Annotated in this window: 15 protein-coding genes; 3 read left to right on the top strand and 12 right to left on the bottom strand. The window is 70.9% G+C overall.

The window, feature by feature from the left end:
- Nucleotides 1–38 precede the first annotated feature (38 nt).
- Nucleotides 39–1,478: an RICIN domain-containing protein gene (locus tag ACWDR4_RS17375; protein WP_450409323.1), complete on the top strand. Its 1,440-nt coding sequence runs from the start codon at nucleotides 39–41 to the stop codon at nucleotides 1,476–1,478.
- A gap of 18 nt (nucleotides 1,479–1,496) precedes the next feature.
- On the opposite strand, the gene ACWDR4_RS17370 is transcribed toward ACWDR4_RS17375, so the two are convergent.
- The 7 genes from ACWDR4_RS17370 to ACWDR4_RS17340 form a co-directional block, all read right to left on the bottom strand.
- Complete coding sequence (locus tag ACWDR4_RS17370; protein WP_450409321.1) at nucleotides 1,497–1,847, bottom strand: hypothetical protein; 351 nt, start codon at nucleotides 1,845–1,847, stop codon at nucleotides 1,497–1,499.
- 12 nt (nucleotides 1,848–1,859) lie between these two features.
- On the bottom strand, nucleotides 1,860–2,165 hold the full coding sequence (locus ACWDR4_RS17365; RefSeq protein WP_450409319.1) for a hypothetical protein: 306 nt from the start codon (nucleotides 2,163–2,165) through the stop codon (nucleotides 1,860–1,862).
- Nucleotides 2,162–2,365 carry a toxin-antitoxin system HicB family antitoxin gene (locus ACWDR4_RS17360; protein ID WP_450409317.1) on the bottom strand — a complete coding sequence of 68 codons (204 nt, stop codon included), beginning with the start codon at nucleotides 2,363–2,365 and terminating at the stop codon, nucleotides 2,162–2,164. Before ACWDR4_RS17360 ends, ACWDR4_RS17365 begins: the two co-directional genes overlap by 4 nt.
- Nucleotides 2,362–3,321, bottom strand: coding sequence for a helix-turn-helix domain-containing protein (locus tag ACWDR4_RS17355; protein WP_450409315.1), 960 nt, complete (start codon nucleotides 3,319–3,321; stop codon nucleotides 2,362–2,364). Before ACWDR4_RS17355 ends, ACWDR4_RS17360 begins: the two co-directional genes overlap by 4 nt.
- 357 nt (nucleotides 3,322–3,678) lie before the next feature.
- Nucleotides 3,679–4,434 (bottom strand): glycosyltransferase family 2 protein, encoded by a 756-nt coding sequence (locus tag ACWDR4_RS17350; protein ID WP_450409313.1) that lies wholly within the window; start codon nucleotides 4,432–4,434, stop codon nucleotides 3,679–3,681.
- Nucleotides 4,435–4,442: 8 nt separating this feature from the next.
- Nucleotides 4,443–5,231 carry a GntR family transcriptional regulator gene (locus tag ACWDR4_RS17345; RefSeq protein ID WP_450409311.1) on the bottom strand — a complete coding sequence of 263 codons (789 nt, stop codon included), beginning with the start codon at nucleotides 5,229–5,231 and terminating at the stop codon, nucleotides 4,443–4,445.
- 227 nt (nucleotides 5,232–5,458) lie between these two features.
- Nucleotides 5,459–9,502: an nSTAND1 domain-containing NTPase gene (locus tag ACWDR4_RS17340; RefSeq protein WP_450409309.1), complete on the bottom strand. Its 4,044-nt coding sequence runs from the start codon at nucleotides 9,500–9,502 to the stop codon at nucleotides 5,459–5,461.
- A gap of 407 nt (nucleotides 9,503–9,909) precedes the next feature.
- On the opposite strand from ACWDR4_RS17340, the gene ACWDR4_RS17335 reads away from it, so the two are divergent.
- A complete protein-coding gene (locus tag ACWDR4_RS17335) occupies nucleotides 9,910–10,617 on the top strand; it encodes a response regulator transcription factor (RefSeq protein WP_450409307.1) in 708 nt (235 codons plus the stop codon).
- A gap of 250 nt (nucleotides 10,618–10,867) precedes the next feature.
- Here the strand turns inward: ACWDR4_RS17335 and ACWDR4_RS17330 are convergent, their stop codons facing one another.
- On the bottom strand, nucleotides 10,868–12,487 hold the full coding sequence (locus ACWDR4_RS17330) for a sensor histidine kinase (RefSeq protein ID WP_450409300.1): 1,620 nt from the start codon (nucleotides 12,485–12,487) through the stop codon (nucleotides 10,868–10,870).
- 305 nt (nucleotides 12,488–12,792) lie between these two features.
- On the opposite strand from ACWDR4_RS17330, the gene ACWDR4_RS17325 reads away from it, so the two are divergent.
- The gene (locus ACWDR4_RS17325) at nucleotides 12,793–13,146 is read left to right on the top strand and encodes an SH3 domain-containing protein (RefSeq protein ID WP_450409298.1); all 354 of its coding nucleotides are present in this window, start codon (nucleotides 12,793–12,795) and stop codon (nucleotides 13,144–13,146) included.
- 149 nt (nucleotides 13,147–13,295) lie between these two features.
- Here the strand turns inward: ACWDR4_RS17325 and ACWDR4_RS17320 are convergent, their stop codons facing one another.
- The 4 genes from ACWDR4_RS17320 to ACWDR4_RS17305 are packed head-to-tail and all read right to left on the bottom strand — an operon-like array spanning nucleotide 13,296 to nucleotide 17,078.
- Nucleotides 13,296–14,507, bottom strand: coding sequence for an ABC transporter permease (locus tag ACWDR4_RS17320; RefSeq protein ID WP_450409296.1), 1,212 nt, complete (start codon nucleotides 14,505–14,507; stop codon nucleotides 13,296–13,298).
- On the bottom strand, nucleotides 14,504–15,220 hold the full coding sequence (locus ACWDR4_RS17315) for an ABC transporter ATP-binding protein (protein ID WP_450409294.1): 717 nt from the start codon (nucleotides 15,218–15,220) through the stop codon (nucleotides 14,504–14,506). The genes ACWDR4_RS17320 and ACWDR4_RS17315 overlap by 4 nt, the downstream gene beginning before the upstream one ends.
- The gene (locus tag ACWDR4_RS17310) at nucleotides 15,217–16,491 is read right to left on the bottom strand and encodes a peptidoglycan-binding protein (RefSeq protein WP_450409292.1); all 1,275 of its coding nucleotides are present in this window, start codon (nucleotides 16,489–16,491) and stop codon (nucleotides 15,217–15,219) included. Before ACWDR4_RS17310 ends, ACWDR4_RS17315 begins: the two co-directional genes overlap by 4 nt.
- Before the next feature lie 2 nt (nucleotides 16,492–16,493).
- The gene (locus tag ACWDR4_RS17305; protein ID WP_450409290.1) at nucleotides 16,494–17,078 is read right to left on the bottom strand and encodes a hypothetical protein; all 585 of its coding nucleotides are present in this window, start codon (nucleotides 17,076–17,078) and stop codon (nucleotides 16,494–16,496) included.
- Nucleotides 17,079–17,189: the final 111 nt, after the last annotated feature.

Here is a 17,189-nt window from a genome sequence, read left to right as displayed (position 1 = left end):
CTCCTGACGGCTGATCTCCGTTGCCGTAGCGTCGAGCGGTGAGCCTTTGGACTTCCCTTGAACCTGCCTCGACCACGGTGGATCCCGGTGACAGGGCGACCGTACGGCTGCGGCTGCGCAACACCGGCGACGTCGTCGACGAGTACCGCTTCGAACCGGTCGGACCCCTCTCCCCCTGGACGACGGTGGAGCCGCAGACGCTCCGCCTCTACCCGGGTACGTCGGGCACCGTGGACCTGACCTTCGCCCCGCCCCGCACGCCGGACGCGACGGCTGGGCCGAATCCGTACGCGATCCGGATCACGCCGACCGAGCACCCGGAGGCGACGACCGTCCCCGAGGGCAATCTGACGATCACCCCCTTCACGGAGGTACGGGCCGAACTCGTGCCGCCGACGGTCAAGGGCCGTTTCCGGGGCCGCCCGAAGCTGGCGGTCGACAACCTCGGCAACACGAAGGTGACCGCCTCGCTCAGCGGGAGCGACAACGGCGACCAGCTGTCGTACGACATCCATCCGGGCAACGTCCAGATCGAGCCCGGCCGTGCCGCGTTCGTGAAGGCGACGCTGAAGCCACGGCAGATCATCTGGTTCGGGTCCAAGGAGGAACGGCCCTACACCATCGAGGTGAAGCGGTCGGGGGTGACACCGCTCGCTGTCGAGGGCACCTATGTGCAACGGAGCTTCCTGCCCGGCTGGGTCGCGACCTCGCTCGGGATCGTCCTGGCGCTCGCGATCACCTTCGTGATGCTGTGGATCTCCTACAGGCCCCAAGTCGCCACCAGGGCAACGGAGTTGACGGAGGCCGGTGCCGTCAACACGCTGCCGCCTCCCCTGGCGACACCGACGGCACAGCCCTCGGCCCCTGCGGAGTCGGTGCCGCCTGTCGAGCCCTCCCAACCGGCGGCTCAGCCGACACCGTCGACGCAGGAGGGCGACAGCGCCGGGGGCGGCGAGAAGTCCCCGTCGGCCAAGCCGAAGGCCCCGAGCCTGCTGCCCGCGTACAACATCATGCTGCGCAACCCGACCACCAAGATGTGCGTCGACGTCCCGGCGCCGGACGACGAAGAAGCGAGGACCCGGGGCCGGGCGGTGCAGTCCACCTGCGACGAGAACAACACAGAGCAGCGGTGGAACCTGGAGGTGAGGTACGCGAAGGGCGGCCCGGGCGGCGCACCCCTCTTCCAGATCCGCAACGTCAAGGACCAGAAGTGCGTGGACCTGGCGGACTACGGTGCCAAGCCGATCCGGTCGCCGATCCTGAGGTACACCTGCGACGGAACGACCGCCGACAACCAGTTGTGGTGGCTCGCCAAGCAGGCCAGCGGCGACTACTGGATCCGCAACTACGCCAGCAACAACGAATGCCTGGACGTCGCGGGCTTCAGCACCGGCGGCGAAGGAGCCCACCTCACCCTCTTCACGTGCTCCATCACGGACGACCAGGAGTGGCAGATCATCAGCCCGACGAAGCCCTGACGACGAGGTCGGGGGCGGTCAGAAACCCAGGTACGTGACCTTCATGGCCTCGTCCAGGACAGAACTCAGTTCCCGCAGGGCTTCCTCAGCCGTGACCGGATCTTCGTGCTCCAGCCGGCTCTGCGCGCGGGCGTAGCGGACGGACAGATCGGGGCGGCGCGCGATTTCGATGTTCCTGGCCCAGGCCAGGACCCAGCTCTGAACGGGGCTGAGGGACTCCCACTCGACGGCCAGGGCGAACGCCTCGTCCTTCTGGGCCTGCATCTCCTCCAGGCGTCCCGGGTCCACGGCGGCGAGGGCCGCACGCAGGGCGTCGGGGGTGTGCTCGGGACGGCCCGGCTTGCCCCGATGGTTCCTGACGGCTGACATCCGCTGCGCCCCTTACAGGCCCATGACGGAGCGAACGGCACGCTCGATGCGCTCCATCGTCTCGGGCGTGACCGCGCCCAGTTGCTTGGCGTTCTCGAAGCGCCGGGCCGCGTACTGGGTGATGTTCACGGGCACCGCGACCGCGTGCACAGGGTCGATGATCGGTACGGAGACCAGGGTGTCCGGGTAGGCGCCCGCTGGATGCAGGAGCAGACACACGGCGGCCTGGAACTTCGCGTTCACCTCGTCGATGGAGAGCACGACGACCGTGCGAGTGACCTCGCCGACCGGAACCTCCCAGACGGAACCTCGCTTCAACGAATGTCCTCCGCCGGATCGTCGTCGCCGGTGTCGACCAGCAGCGCACCCTCACTGTCCACCGCGGCCAGCGCTTCCCGCAGTGTCTGCTCCCGCAGGGTGCGGACCATGTAGGCGTTCAACGAGAGCCCCGCGTCCGCCGCGGCCTTGCGCACCTCGGCATCGAGATCATCTGGTATGCGGACCGTGAATACACTCATGCCACCATTGTAGTCGTCGTACCGCGCACCATGAAGTCGCTTCCGGTGAGATCGGCCCGGCAGTCGCGGCAGCGGCCTGGCTCGGGACCCCGGAACCCTCGGTCGCAGCCGTCGCAGTTCCGGAGTGGGTGGCGGACCGGGTCGGGGCCCGGCTGCTGCTGCGACGGTGGGCGTCCGAAGGGGGCCGGAGGTGGCAGTTGGGCCGTCAGGCGGTGGGCCAGGAGGGCGGCCGGGCGGCGCATTCCCTCGGGCGGGAGGTCGCTGAGCAGGGCGTGCCGTACGGCGGTGGGGCTCGCGTCGCGCTCCAGCCAGGCGGCGACTCCGGGGGCCAGGTGGGCGGTGTCGCAGGCCGAGAGGAGCAGGTCGGGGTCGTGGCGGCGAAGTCCGGCGAGGAGTTCGGTGGCCGCCTGGAGGAGCCCCGGACCCTTGTACGAGGGCTGCGGTACGGCGGGCAGGGGCTTGCGCGGGGTGCGCTTCCTGGGCGGGGCCGGGGCCGGGGCGGGGGTGGCGGCGTGGTCGGTACGGCGGCCCCGCCCGGCCTCGGTGTCCGCTGCGGGGTCGGTGTGGTGGCCGGGGCGGTTGCAGGAGACCGTGCGGGTGATGATGCGGCCGGTGGGGGTGCGTTCGCGGGGGCGGCGCAGGTAGCCGTGGGTTTCCAGTTCGCGCAGGGCGGCGGCGATACGGTCCGCCCCTTCCGGGAAGCGCGCGGTGAGCGTCTTGATGTCGACGCGGGCACCGGTCGGCAGCGACTGGATGTGGACGCTGAGCCCGATGGCCAGCAGCGAGAGCTTCGGGTGCTGGGCGAGGTGGTTGCCGATCACCGTGAAGCGGGTGCTGTGGCGGGCGTTGTCGTGGACGACGCCGGAAACGCCCGAATCGGGTCGCCGGGGAGGGTGGTTTTTACCCGCGGGACGGGACTGGGCGCACGGGGGCGCGCTAGGGTTTTGCGTGTCCATCTGGAAGGGCTTGCTTCCTTGGTGGTCAGGCCCTCGCATTGGGATGCCAGTCCCGGCGAGGGCCGTCGTATGTCCGCTGTCTGCGGTTGTCTGTGGTGCTGCTGCGCTGAGCGTAAGGCAGGCAACCGGGCACAAATCCAGCTGAGTTGGTGATGTTCACTCGGGGGAGTGACGGGGCACGACAGCGGGCGGGAGGGGTGGGGTTTGGTCGGGTTCTTTCCCTCTACGGTTCTTTTGGAAGACCGCTGGTGGCGCCGGAACACGGGGAATCGGGTTCCGGTGACACATCGACTTCCGCCCCCACCACCTGGGCCCAGTTCGTCCCGTACGCGATCAAGGACTGATCAACGGGGCTGATCAACGGGCCGGATAACTCCACCCCAGCCGCCCCAACGCCCGAGCCCGCTCCTCCACCACCCCCATACGCGCCTCCCGTTCCCCCGAGTCCACGTGCGCCGCCTGCCCGGTCGCCTGCCCCTCCCACTTGCGGTAGAGCAGGCCCACCTCCGGTGAGAACCAGCCCCGGCTCACCGCGTTCAGGGCCAGCAGCAAGCCCGTGTCCTCGGAGGCGGGCAGGGCCATCCAGCCGCCCAGGGCCAGGAGCAGGTCCCGGCGTACGCACAGGGTCGCCGGATGGACCTGGGCGCGGAAAGCGTTGGCCTTCCAGAAGTCGAGCACGGCGCCCCGCTCGATCACCCCTGCCTCGGGATCGCCCGGGAAACCGGCCGTCGAGCCGTCGGGGAGGAGGTCGAGGACACGTGACGTCGCCCAGCCGAGCGAGGCGTCCGCCTCCAGGGCGGCCAGGTCCCGCGCCAGCGCACCCGGCGCCAACTGGTCGTCCGCGTCAAGGATCTTGACGTACGGCCCGTCCGCCGCCGCCAGCGCGATCGTGCGGGCGACCCCGGGACCACCCGCGCGGCCCTGCCGGAAGGTGACGCGCTCGTCCTCGGGGACGTACGGGCGGACCTCGTCCGTTCTGCCGTCCTCCTGGATCAGCCAGTGCCAGCTCCAGCCGGCCGGCAACTCCTGTTCGCACAGGGACTTGTAGGCCTCCGGGAGGAAGCGGGCCGACGGGGCGTGGACAGCGGTGACGATGATGATGCGCCGGGGCACGGCAGCACTCACCACCTTTCCAGGGGAGTGGTGAAGAGCAGTTCCGTGCGGTCGCCGGGGAGCGTCACGTGCGAGACGTCCACCACGCGGTCGTGGATGTCGTACGACTTCTTGCGGAGGAGGATCACCGAGGTGCCGGGCGGGAGTTCCAGCTCGGCCGCCTCCTCCGGGGTCGGCGGGCGGGCCGTGAAGCGTTCCTCGACCCGGTCCAACTCGATCCCGACCGTGTGGAGTTGGGCCGGGGTGCCGCCGGGCCACGGTTCGTTGGAGTCGTCGAGGAGGGCCGGGTTGGCGGCGATCACGTCCCGGAGGAGGTAGGAGGTGACCAGGTTGAAAGGGGCCGTCTCCGCCTCGTACCGGGTGCGGTACGACCGCTCGACGACCGGAGTGCCCTCCGGGACTCCGAACTCGGCCGCCAGTTCCCCCGGCGCCTCGATCTCGCGGTACCTGGCGTAGAAGACGAGGTCCCGGAGTTCCAGGCCGGTGTCCTGCTCCGTCGCGCCCGTCACCGCCCGTTCGGACTTCGGTCGGCGCGCCCGGTTCTTCTCCCACTGGTGCCGCCCGTTGTCCCGGACGGCCAGGGTGCGGGCGCGGCGGACGAAGTTGCCACGGCCGTGCTGCTTGTCCAGCAGGCCTTCCTCGGTCAGCAGCCGCAGCGCGTTCTGGACGGTCGGGACACTGCGCCGGTACGCCCTCGCCAGTTCCGTCTCCGCCGGGAGCCGGTCACCGGGCTTGCGCTCGCCCTCGCGGATCGAACGGCGGAGATCGTCGGCGATCACTTCGTACGCCTTGGGCATGATCCCAGCGTACGACTCCTCAAGAGGTCTTGACGAGTTGAGGAGACATATAAAGAACCCGACCGCTGGCGACGGGGGATGCACCAGCGATCGGGCTCTGGCCAAGGGTAACAAGGCTGACTGCTCAGTGGGAGCCGACTGCTCGGGTACAACGACCAGTTGTGATCGGGATCACTCTCTTTGGCCCCTCCAGCCCTACAACCATCCCCCGGTCACACCCTCACGCGTCACACGTCACACGGCGGCTTGTACGACAGCCGGGGCAGATACTCGTGCCACCTGTCCGCCGTCAGTACTCCCCGCGTCGTCGCGCAGATGTGGTCGACGGCCTTGTCGACGTCGAGACTCCACAGCCGGACCGTGTCCACACCGCTCGACACCCCGACGATCCCGCCGCGCGGGCTGAACGCCAGGAAGTTGCCCGTCTTGGCGTTGGGGCTCATCGACTGCCCGATGGCCTTGGCGTCGGCGGGGTCGGAGACGTCCCAGAGCCGGACAGCGTTGTCGTTGCCGCCGCTGGCCAGGATCCGGCCGTCCGGACTGAACGACAGCGACTCGACCGCCTCGGTGTGCCCGACGAGAGGGGAGCCCAGACTGTGGGCCTCCGCCGGGTCGGTGACGTCCCACAGCCGGACCGTGCCGTCGTCGCTCGTGCTGGCGAGCGTACGGCCGTCCGGACTGTAGGCCAGCTCGTTGATGGGACCGAGGTGACCCTTGAGTGCCTTGCCGAGCGCGGTGGCCTTCGCCGGGGCGGTGACGTTCCAGAGCCGGAGCGTGCCGTCCGCGCTGGCGCCGGCCAGCGTACGGCCGTCCTTGCTGAAGACGAGGCCGTTGATGTAGCCCGTGTGACCGGTGAGCTGCTTGCCGAGCGGGCGCAGATGCGCCGGGTCGCTCGCGTCCCACAGCTGGACGGTGAAGTCCTCGTAGGCCGTGGCCAGCACGCGACTGTCCGGGCTGAACGCCACCGCCGCCGCGAACCGCGTCTTCAGCTGGATGGGCGGTGCCCAGGCGACGGGATGCCTCGGATCGCTGACGTTCCACAGCTGGACCGTGCTGTCCCCGCTCACCATCCCGAGCGTGCGGCCGTCCGGCGAGAACGCCGGCGTCCGCACCTCGCCCGCCCCGGGAGTGAACGGTTCGCTCAGCGCCACGGGACGGTCGGGCCGCTCCACGTTCCACAGCCGCATCCGTCCGTCGCGCGAGCCCGTGGCGAGCACCTTGCCGTCCGGGCGGAACACTCCGATCCGGCCGATCATGTCCGAGGTCGGCAGCGACCACAGCCGCACCTTGCTGTCGCCGCTCCCGGTGGCGAGCGTACGGCCGTCGGGGCTGAAGCCCAGCGCGTACATCTCGCCGCTGCTGCCCGCGAGGGGCTCGCCGACCTGCGAGGGGTACTCCGGATCGCTGACGTTCCACAGGGTCGCGGTGCTGTCCGCGCTCGCGGCGGCCAGCGTCGTCCCGTCCGGGCTGAAGGCCACCGACCAGATCGCGTCGGTGTGTCCGGTCAGCGGCGCGCCCAGCTGGGCCGCGTGGTCCGGGTCGGACACGTTCCACAGCCGGATCGTGTCGTCGGCGGCGCCGCTGGCGAGGGTGCGGCCGTCGGGGCTGAAGGCCACCGAGTGCACCAGATTCGTGTGCCCGGTCAGTTTCGCGCCGTACGGCTTCGGATCGGCCGGCTTCGAGACGTCGTACAGCCGGATCGTGTTGTCGTCGCCGCTCGCCGCGAGCCTGCGGCCGTCGGGGTTGTACGCGATCGCGCGCACGGCGGCGCCCGCACCGGTCAGGGAGCCGAGCTTCTTGGGCGCGGCCGGGTCGGTCATGTTCCACAGGCCGACCGTGCGGTCCTCGCTGGCCGAGGCGAGCGTACGGCCGTCCGGGCTGAAGGCGATCAGATAGATCGTGCCGTCATGGCCGTTCAGGGGCTTGCCGAGGGGGCGCGGGCGGGCCGGGTCCGACACGTCCCAGCGGCGGATCGTGCCGTCGTCGCCCGCGCTGACGAGGGTCTTCCCGTCGGGGCTGAAGACCGCGCTGCTCACCCAACTCGCGTTCGCCTCAAGGGGTTTGCCGAGCGCCTTGGGCCGCGCCCGGTCCGACACGTCCCACAGGCGTACGGTCCCGTCGTAGCTGGCGGTGGCGAGCAGCTTGCCGTCCGGGCTGAACGTCGTGAGGTAGACGGCGCCGGTGTGGCCGGTCAGCGGGGTGGCCAGCGGGGTGTTCACGATCGACACCAGCCGGCTGCGGGTGCTCGCGTCGTCCGGGCGCAGCGCGTGCGCGACCAGGCTCAGCTGCGCGGACAGCGACGGGTCCGAGGACTGGACGCGGTCCGCCTCGGCGAGCACCTGCTCGAACACCGCGTCGTCCCGCTGCTGCCGGGCGATCAGCGCCGCACCACCGGCCAGCAGGGCCAGCGCGACCAGCGCGGCGACGGCGGCACGGCTGATCAGGACGGTGCGCCGGCGCAGCCGGACCGAGGCGGCCAGGAACTCCTTCGCGCCACGGGTCAGATAGGTGTCACCGGCGGCCTTCGCCCAGACGTGCGCCTGTTCGAGGCGGGAGCCGCGGTAGAGGAGCGAGGTGTCGCGCTTGGAGTCCTCCCAGGACCGGCTGTCCTCCTCCACCCGCTGGCGCAGCAGATTGCCGCCCCGGTCCTCGTCGATCCAGTCGCGCAGCCGGGGCCAGGCGTGCAGCAGCGCCTCGTGGGTGATCTCCACGCTCTCCGCGTCGAGCGTCACCAGCCGGGCGCGCACCAGCGCTTCGAGGGACTCCTCCGTCTTGCCCGGGTCCGTCGACTCGGCGGCCAACTGCCGTCGCGTACCCCGCCGTCGGGTGGCCTGGGTGTCCTCGCCCAGCCGTACCAGCCGGAGCAGCAGCAGCCGCGCGGCGGTACGGGCCGCCGGGTCGAGTCCGGTCCAGGCGTGCTCGGCGGTCGCGGCCACCGCGCCCTGGATTCCCCCGGCCGCGCGATAGCCGGACAGCGTCAGCCGCCCCGCCTTGCGGCGCTGCCAGGTGGCGAGCAGGGCGTGCGACAGCATCGGCAGTACGCCCGCGTCGTGCGCCCCGCGCGGCCCGTCGGCGCTCACCTCCCGCACGATCAGCTCCGCCAGCCCCGGTTCCAGCTCCAGCCCGACGGCCTTCGCGGGACCGCTCACCGCCTCCCGCAGCTCGGCGGTGGTCAGCGGCCCGAGGACCATGTGGCGGTGCTGGAGCGCGTCGGCGAGTTCGGGATGACGCAGACACTGGTCGTAGAAGTCGGCACGAATCCCGAGGACGACGAGCGCGGGCGCCCACCCGTCGGCACCGGCCCGCTCACCGGGCCCGGGGGGCGAGGCGGCGGCGTGCAGCAACTGGATGAAGGTGTTCCGGACCGTCTCGTCCGGGCAGAGGGTGAACGCCTCCTCGAACTGATCGACGATGACGACAGGCCGGGCGGATGTGCTGCCGCCGTCACGGTGGGCCCAGGCGGCGACCGTCTCCCGTACGGCATGGGCGAATTCGGGCGTCCCGGGCTCGGCGACCGGCTCCCCGTCGCTGGGGGAGAGGAGGTCTGAGAGCCCGGGTATACGAAGGGTCAGCTCGGCGAGCGGATCGCTGCCCGGAACGAGCTGGACGACCTCCCGGGCCGCCTGCCCCGGCCCGCCCAGCGCGCCTTCCTGCAAGGCGGGCACGAGCCCGGCGCTCAGCAGCGAGGATTTCCCCGCCCCCGAGGCCCCCACGAGCATGACCAGCCCACCACTACCCGTGTCCGCGGTCTCGGCGGCGTGGAGCTGGGCGACGAGGGCGTCGGTGCTGCGCTCGCGCCCGAAGAACCAGCGGGTGTCCTCGAGCCGGTACGAGGCGAGACCACGGTAGGGGCACACCGCGCCCGGCACGGCCGTGAGCTCACCGGCGGGCGGTTCCTCCTCGTCCAGGGAGCCCGGAGCCCGGTCACCGACGGGGTCGGCGACGGCCCGCTCCCACAGCCGCTGCCACTGGACCATGTCGTACAGTCCGGGAGAGACCGGTACGGGCCGGGCACGCCGGGCCTGCGGGACGAGGACACTCAGTACGGCGGCGAGAGCGGCGAACTGGGCGGGTACGTTCCTGGCCCGCCGCCAGTCGCTGATCCGCTGCACGGACACCCGCACGGGCCGCCCGCGTTCGTCGACCCGCTGCAACTGGACGACGGCTTCGGCCACACGCTTGAGCGGAGGATTGCCGGCCTCCTTGTACAACAGCGCGAGTCGCTCCGCGAAGGCCGTGCGTGCCCCTGAGTCGGAACTCAAGGTCTCCACCCCTTACTTCCCCCGCGTCTGTCATCCGGTGTCATCCGGACCGGAAAAGTCACTCTATACCGCTGACCTGCGGTTAAGCCGTCGGGCCTGCACCGGAACCTCCTCTCCGGGGGCCCTGAATGGCAGGATCATGACGCAACGAAGAACCAGCCGCGTGGCGTCCACCCGGACCACCAGCGCAGCGATCCCAGGGGCAGCACGGAGGCCGAACGTTCTCGGCCAGCTTTGCCGGATTCGCCAGCGGGGCGCGTCGGCAGCACTACGCCAACCCGAGACCCACGGAACCGGCACAGTCCGGACTCCCCGGGTCCTCGTCCATCGTTCGGCACCGGTCCCCACGTGGGGAGGGACCGGTGCCGAATGGCGTTGTGGGCGCAGTACGGTGTGGGGATGCTGGGGGAGAACCGTTGAGCGCGCGGATTCTGGTCGCCGAAGACGACGAGATGCAGTCCCGCCTGATCCGGATCTACCTGGAACGGGAGGGAAACGCGGTCCAGGTGGTGGCGGACGGCCGGGCGGCCCTGGACAAGGCCCGCTCGACCAGCCCGGACCTGATCGTCCTGGACGTGATGCTGCCCTTGGTGGACGGCCTGGACGTGTGCAGAATCCTGCGCACGGAGTCATCAGACATCCCGATCCTCCTCCTGACGGCCCGCACGACGGAGGAGGACATGCTCCTGGGCCTGGACCTGGGCGCCGACGACTACCTCACGAAGCCGTACAGCCCGCGAGAACTGACCGCACGCGTACGGGCGTTGCTGCGACGCTCCCGCAAAACGGGGTCGGCGGCTCAGCCCTCAACCCTGCGGGTCGGAGAGATGGAACTGGACACGGCCCGCTTCGAGGTACGGATGTCAGGCCGCCCGGTGCCCCTGACCTCCAAGGAGTTCAACATCCTGGAGACCTTGGCCCGCGAGCCGGGCAGGGTCTTCACCCGAGCCCAAATACTCGAACGAGTATTCGGCTACGACAGAGACGTCCTGGAACGCACGGTAGACGCCCACGTAATGAACTTACGCCGCAAACTGGAGTCGGGCCCGGAACCCACCCCCCGCCTCCTGGAAACGGTCTACGGCCGCGGCTACCGCCTGACGGCGCCACCCGGCGCCCCCTGATTTCCCATTCCCATCCCCTGGGGGCTGCGCCCCCAGACCCCCCTCCGGCCCTGAACGGGCCTTGTCCTCAATCGCCGGACGGGCTGGAGATGTCTGAGTTCGGCGTTCCAGGACAGCCCGTTCAGCCCACCGCTTGTTCCCGCGCATTTCAGCCCGTCCGGCGTTTGAGGACGAGCGCGTTCAGCGCGACAGGGGGGTCTGGGGGCGCAGCCCCCAGGGATGGGACGGGTAAGGGCGGCGGGGGCGAGACTCACAGGGTTCTCGGTAGCGCGATCGTGAAAGTCGTCCCCGTTCCGACCTCGCTGCGCACCCCGATCGTCCCCCGATGATCCGTCACGATCTGACGGGCGATCGACAACCCGAGCCCACTACCCCCCGTCGCCCGCCCCCGCGACGCATCCGCCCGCCAGAACCGGTCGAACAGGTGCGGCAGATCCTCCGCCGCTATCCCCACCCCCGTGTCCCGCACCTCCACCACCGCCAACTCCCCCCGCCCCACCACCGCCAACGTCACCGACCCCCCCGACGGAGTCGCCCGCAGGGCGTTCCCGACCAGGTTCCCCACCACCTGCCGCAACCGGTCCGCGTCCGCCGTGACACGGACGCCGGACGTCGGCGCCTCCACCCGCAGAGCGACCCCCACCGTCTCCGCCGCAGCGTGATGCGCCCGCCGCCCCGCCTCCAGCAGCTCACGCAGATCGACCTCGGTGGGGTGATAGGTCAGCGCACCCGCCTCCGCGAGCGCGAGATCCTGGAGGTCGTCCACGATCCGCTGCTGGAGCAGGGCCTCCCGGTGGAGGGAGTCGAGGAGTTCGGGCGTCGGCTCGACGACCCCGTCCCGCAGCGCCTCCAGATACCCGCGCAGATTCGCCAGCGGGGTGCGCAACTCGTGCGCGATGTCCCCGGTCAGCCGCCGCTGCCGCTCCTCCCCGGCCTGGATGGAGTCCGCCATCCGATTGAACGCACCCCCGAGCTGCGCGATCTCGTCCCGCCCGGAAACAGGCACCCGCCGCCCGAGATCCCCCTCCCCGAGCCCCTTCGCGGCGACCGTCATGGCCCGTACGGGACGCAGCACGGCCCGGCTCAGCAGCAGCGCGCCCGCGATCACCGAGAGGGCGACGCCCCCCGCGACGGCCATGGTGGGTGCGGCGGCCAGAGTGGGCGGCGACTCGTTCCGTACGCCGAGCCGGACCTCCAGGCGCGGCGGCGCGACGGAGGCCACCCGCGCGTTGAACACCCGTCGCAGACAGGCGGCGAAGCGCTGTTCGGCCTCGCAGGGCCCGAGGGCGGTCAGGTCGGCCGGGGTCAGCGGATCGGCGCCGCCGCTCGGCGCCGGGCACCGCGCGGGCCGCCGGTCGGTGTCGGCCCGGGGGATGCCCAGGGCGTCGGCGCGGACGGTCATCTCGGCGCCCGCCTCGGTCAGACAGGCCGCGTAGGCCACCTCGGCGCGGTAGTCGGCGATCGCCGTGGCGACCCGCTTCATCGTGCCCCGGCGCACCTGACCCGCCGGAACCTCCAGCACGGGCCGCGGATCCACCAGTACCGCGGGCTGGCCGCTCGGCTCGCGGGGCGTACGTCCCGCGAGGGCGTCGGAGTCGGTGAGCAGGACGTCGGACTCCGTGGCGACACGGATGCGCTGGCCGGTGTCCCGGGCGAGGGAGGCCACCGTGGGGGACAGCCCCTCCCAGGTGCCGTGGGTGAATCCGTACGTCCGGAGTTCACCGGTGATCCGGGAGACCTCCTGCCGGCCGGCGGTGACGGTCGCCTGGACCTGGCGGTTCGCCTGCCGCAGGGTCAGCCAGCCGGTGGCGGCGGTGGCGGCCATGGCGACCAGCGTCAGCAGGCCGAGAACCCGGAGCCGGAAACTCATCGACGGACCCTTTCGGTGTGGATCACGAGAGGCGTGACAGGCGCAAGAGTGCGGTGTCGTCCAAAGGTCGGCCAAAGGTTGGCCAGAGGATCAGCCAAAAAGTCTCAGGAGTGGCGAATTTTCGCCCTGATCACTTTCAGCCTCAGAGGTATCAGAAATGGACAGTCGTAGGCGGAATTATTTCTTCAGTATGAACTCCAGGTGATCGTACTTAAGCCACTGAGACCTCAGCTGATGCAGGGGGACGCAGGGGCCGCTGCTTTCGCATTCCGCAGCGCCGACGAATCACATACAGGGGGTATGAAATGAAACGTCGAATCGCGGCTGTCGTTCCCGCACTCGCGGCCGTAGCCATCGCCGTTCCGCTGTCCATCGCCACGCCGGCCGCCGCATCGGCCTCGTGCGGGACCACCGTCTCGGACAAGGACGGCAGTTCCTGGAACAAGACGGCCAACGGCGCCAACGAGCGCAGCGGCTCCAGTACCGGCTGCACGATCAAGGGCATCGCCTACAACACCCAGGCGCTGGACTACCACTGCTGGACCTCCGGCGAGGGTGGCACCTGGACGTTCGTCAGAAACGATGCCACGGGCGTCACCGGCTGGATCCGGGACGACCTGCTGAGCGACGGCGGCAGCTACGTGCACTGCGGCTTCTGACAAGGCTTCTGACAAGCCGAGTACGGCCGCCACAACGAAATTGAAAGCGAAATTGAAAGCGAAATAGCGTGACAGCGGGGGCGGTCCCGAATTCCAGGACCGCCCCCGCTCCGTACCACCGGAGCGTCGGCCAGAACGCCCGGTGGTGGTCATGTACCGGCCAGTGCCTCCGTCGGAGCCAGCCGGCTCGCCCGGACCGCCGGATACAGCCCGGCGATCATGCCGATGAGCAGGGTCGCTCCGATCCCCGCCACGCTGGCCCACGCCGGGACGACCGTCGGCCAGTCGCGGCTGACGGCGTAGCCCGCCGTGATGGCCGTCCCGAGCACCGTCCCACCCAGCCCGCCGATGAGGGAGAGCAGCAGCGACTCGGTCACGAACTGGGTCCGGATCTGCCCCCGGGTCGCCCCGAGAGCGCGCCGCAGCCCGATCTCAGGGCGCCGCTCCAGCACCGAGATGACCATGGTGTTGCCCACGCCCACCCCTCCGACGAGCAGCGCGACCCCGCCGAGCCCCAGCAGCAGCCCGGTCAGCGCCGACTCGGTGGCCTCCTTGGCCGCGAGCGCGTCGGAGGGCCGTGAGATCCGTACCTCGCCCGGCTTCTCGGGGTAGGCGGTGGCCGGCAGCACCGACCGTACGGCCGTCACCTGACTGTCCTCGGCACGGACGTACACCGTCGACGGATGACCGTCGAAGCGCAGATAGGTCCGGGCCGCCTGCCAGCCGACCAGCGCGGCGCTGTCCAGCTCGGGCGCCAGCGGTACCGGATCGAGGACGCCGATCAGCGAGAACCAGCGGCCACCGATCCACAGCCGGGTCCCCGGGGTGTAGACGTCCAGGCGCTGCGCGGCGGTCGCGCCGAGCACGACAGCCGGGTAGTCGGCGGTCGCCGGGTCCAGCCAGCGGCCCCGGCGGACCTCCCCGCCCACGGCGGGCAGCAGATCGGTGTCCGACGCGAGCACGGTCAGCGAGTTGGTCCGTCCGATGGCGATGCGCTCGTTGCGGTACACGCTCGCGTCGACCGCGCCGGTGGCGGTCACCTGCTCCACGGGCGGGATACGGCGGACCATCGTGACAGCCTCGTACGGCAGCTTGGCCTGCTCGCCGGTGAGGGACTCGCCGGGCGCGACCCGCAGCAGGTTCGTCCCGAGGGCGTCGAGCCGCCGGTCCACCTCCGCCTGCCCGGACCCGGAGATACCGACCACCGCGACCATGGCGGCGACACCGATCGCGATCCCGAGCGCGGACAGGAACACCCGCAACGGCCGGGTCCGCAGCCCGGTCCCGCCCAGCCGTACGACATCGGCGGGCCGCAGCCGGGCGGCTCTGAGCGGGCGGGGCTTCTCCGAGGGGTCGGTCACCGGTGAGCCCCGATCGTCGTACTCGTGTCCTGGGTGGTGTCGTTGACGAGCCGACCGTCGCGCATCTCGATCCGGCGGGGCAGCTGGGCGGCGATCTCCAGGTCATGGGTGATGACCACGACCGTCGTACCGGCCGCGTGCAGTTCGCGCAGCAGTTCCAGTACGGCGGCTCCCGACACGGAGTCGAGGTTGCCGGTCGGTTCGTCCGCCAGCAGGACCGACGGCTCGCCGACCACCGCGCGGGCGACCGCGACCCGCTGCCGTTCGCCCCCGGAGAGCTGGTGCGGCAGATGCCGGACGCGATGGCTGAGCCCGACCCGGGCCAGCGCGGCGGCGGCCCTGGCCCGGCGTCGGCGCATCGGCATGCCCGCGTAGAGCAGACCGTCCGCCACCGAGTCGAGCACCGGGACCCCGACGGCCAGATGGAACTGCTGGAAGACGAAGCCGATCCGGGTGGCCCGCAGCGCGGAGACCTCACGGTCGGACAGCTTCGCCACGTCGTACCCGTCGACTAGGACCCGCCCCGCCGAGGGCCGGTCCAGGCTCCCCATGAGATGCAGCATGCTCGACTTGCCCGACCCCGAAGGCCCGACCACCCCCACGAGTTCACCGCGCCCGATCCGCAGACTCACGTCACGGACGGCGGCGACCCCGCCGGGATAGGTCTTGGAGACGGAGTCGAACTCCACCACCGAAGGTGTTGGGTCGCTCACTCGGGGATCCTCACCTTCATGCCCTCGCCGACCCCGGCACCGCTGACCTCCACATTGCCGTCCGCGAAGAGCCCGGTCTTCACCGCGACGAACCGGCCGTCCTCGGTCTCCAGCCCGTGTCCGCCCTCGGCGAGGGCGACCAGCGCGGCGACCGGCACACTCAGCACGTCCTTGACCTCACGGCCCACGTACTCGACGGTGACGGGCCCGCTCTCCAGCCGCCCGAGAGACCGCTGGTCCGCGATGGTGATCGTCACCGGCAGCGTGGCGGCGCCCGCTCCCGACTCGCCGTCGGTGCTGCCCCCTTCGGGCGCGCTCGCCTGCCGCCCCACCGAGGCCACCTCGCCCGGTACGGACTTCCCGTCGGGCAGCGTGATCCCGACGACCGTGCCGCGTACGGCCCAGGCGGCGTCCGAGGCCGAGGCGTTGACGACGACCTTGCGTGCCGTACCGGTGTACGTCAGCGTGTTCTCGCCGACGGCGGCGCCGAGCCGGGCACCCGGCTGACCGATCCGTACCTTCCCGGCGGAATAGATGACGTCCCCGACCCCGACCGTCCCGGTCTCGGCCAGTCCGAGCGACTTCTGCCAGCGCTTGACGGCCTGCGCGGTCTTGTCGGTGAACTTCTCGTCCACGGTGAAGCCGGTGTAGCCGAGCGCGGCGAGATTGGTCTCGAACTGCAGGACGTCCATACCGGTGAGGGGCGCGGGCGCGCTGCTCCCGGTGCCCGTTCCGGTGCCGGTTCCGGTGGTGGCCGAGGGGGAAGGGGCGGCGGACTCCGCTGCCGGTTCCGACCCGGTCTCGGTGGCGGGAGTCTCAGTGGTGGTGGTGCTCTCTGCGGCGACGAGCCCGAGGTCCCGATACATGGGCATGGACCCGTACAGCAGTACGACGGGACGGTCGTCGACCCGGAGCAGCGTGTCACCGCGCTCCTCCGTCGCGCCCTGCTGGGGCAGCCAGGTCACGGTGCCCGTCGCCTTCACCGGCAGCGGTATCTCCGTACCGAACCCCAACTGCCCGTCCACGTCGGTGCGTTCGGTGAGCGTCGCCCGGGTGACCGGAACGACCGAACCGGCCCGGGGCGGTGCGCTCGGGCCCTCCTCCGCACCGCCGCCGAGCCCGAGAGCCCCGACCACGGCGACGGCGGCCACGACGGCCACGGCACAGGCGATGAGCGCGGTACGCCGGCCGCGTGCCCCGCGAGGCGGCTCGGTGTCCGCGTCGGCCGGGTCGGTGTCGTCGACGTGTGTCACGGTGTCCGTCTCCGCCACGGTCAGCCCTTGCCGGGGGCGGCGGTCGCCGGAACGCCGATGATCGGACCGCAGATCCGGGTGGCCCGCTTGGCCCCGGCCGAGGTCTGGTCCCACTCGCCCTGGCCCAGACCGTCGGGACCGGGGTCGGGGAAGTCGGCGGCGCCGTTCTTCTGCATGCAGGTGGCGTACTCCTGCTTGACCTTGATCTGCGCGGCGGTGAGGGCGGGCTGGTTGCCCTTCTCGACGCTCTCGGGAACGGCCGTCACATACTCCGCGCACGCCTCGGAGGCGGCCTGGAACTTTGCGTCCTTCTTCAGGGCGCGCAGGTTGTCGCCGCCGCCGAAGTCGATGTTGCCCTGCGAGTCCGGGTCCGGCGCGTCGATCCCGTTGTCCCGCAGACACTTCACGTACTTGCCCTGGGCCGCCACATAGGCGGCCACATCGTCGCCGGCGCCGTTCTCGGCCGCCGCCGCACCAGATGCGGCGGTCGCGCTGCCGCTCGCCGCCGAGGGGACCTTCGAGCCACCGTCGTCGCCCCCGCAGCCGGTCAGCGCGAAGGCCATGACCGAGGCCGCCACGGCCAGCAGTACCCGATTAGTCCTCATCGGTTCTCCCCGTCCTCCCGTCGTGCCCGACCACGAACGCGGCGGGCAGCCCGACGGTAGAACGAACATGATGAAGAACTTTTGAAGAACCTGTCATCTGATCATGCGACC

The organism is Streptomyces sp. NPDC000878 (assembly GCF_053599695.1).
Note: the sequence above shows the minus strand (reverse complement) of the source record. Positions and strands in the feature narration are given on the sequence as shown.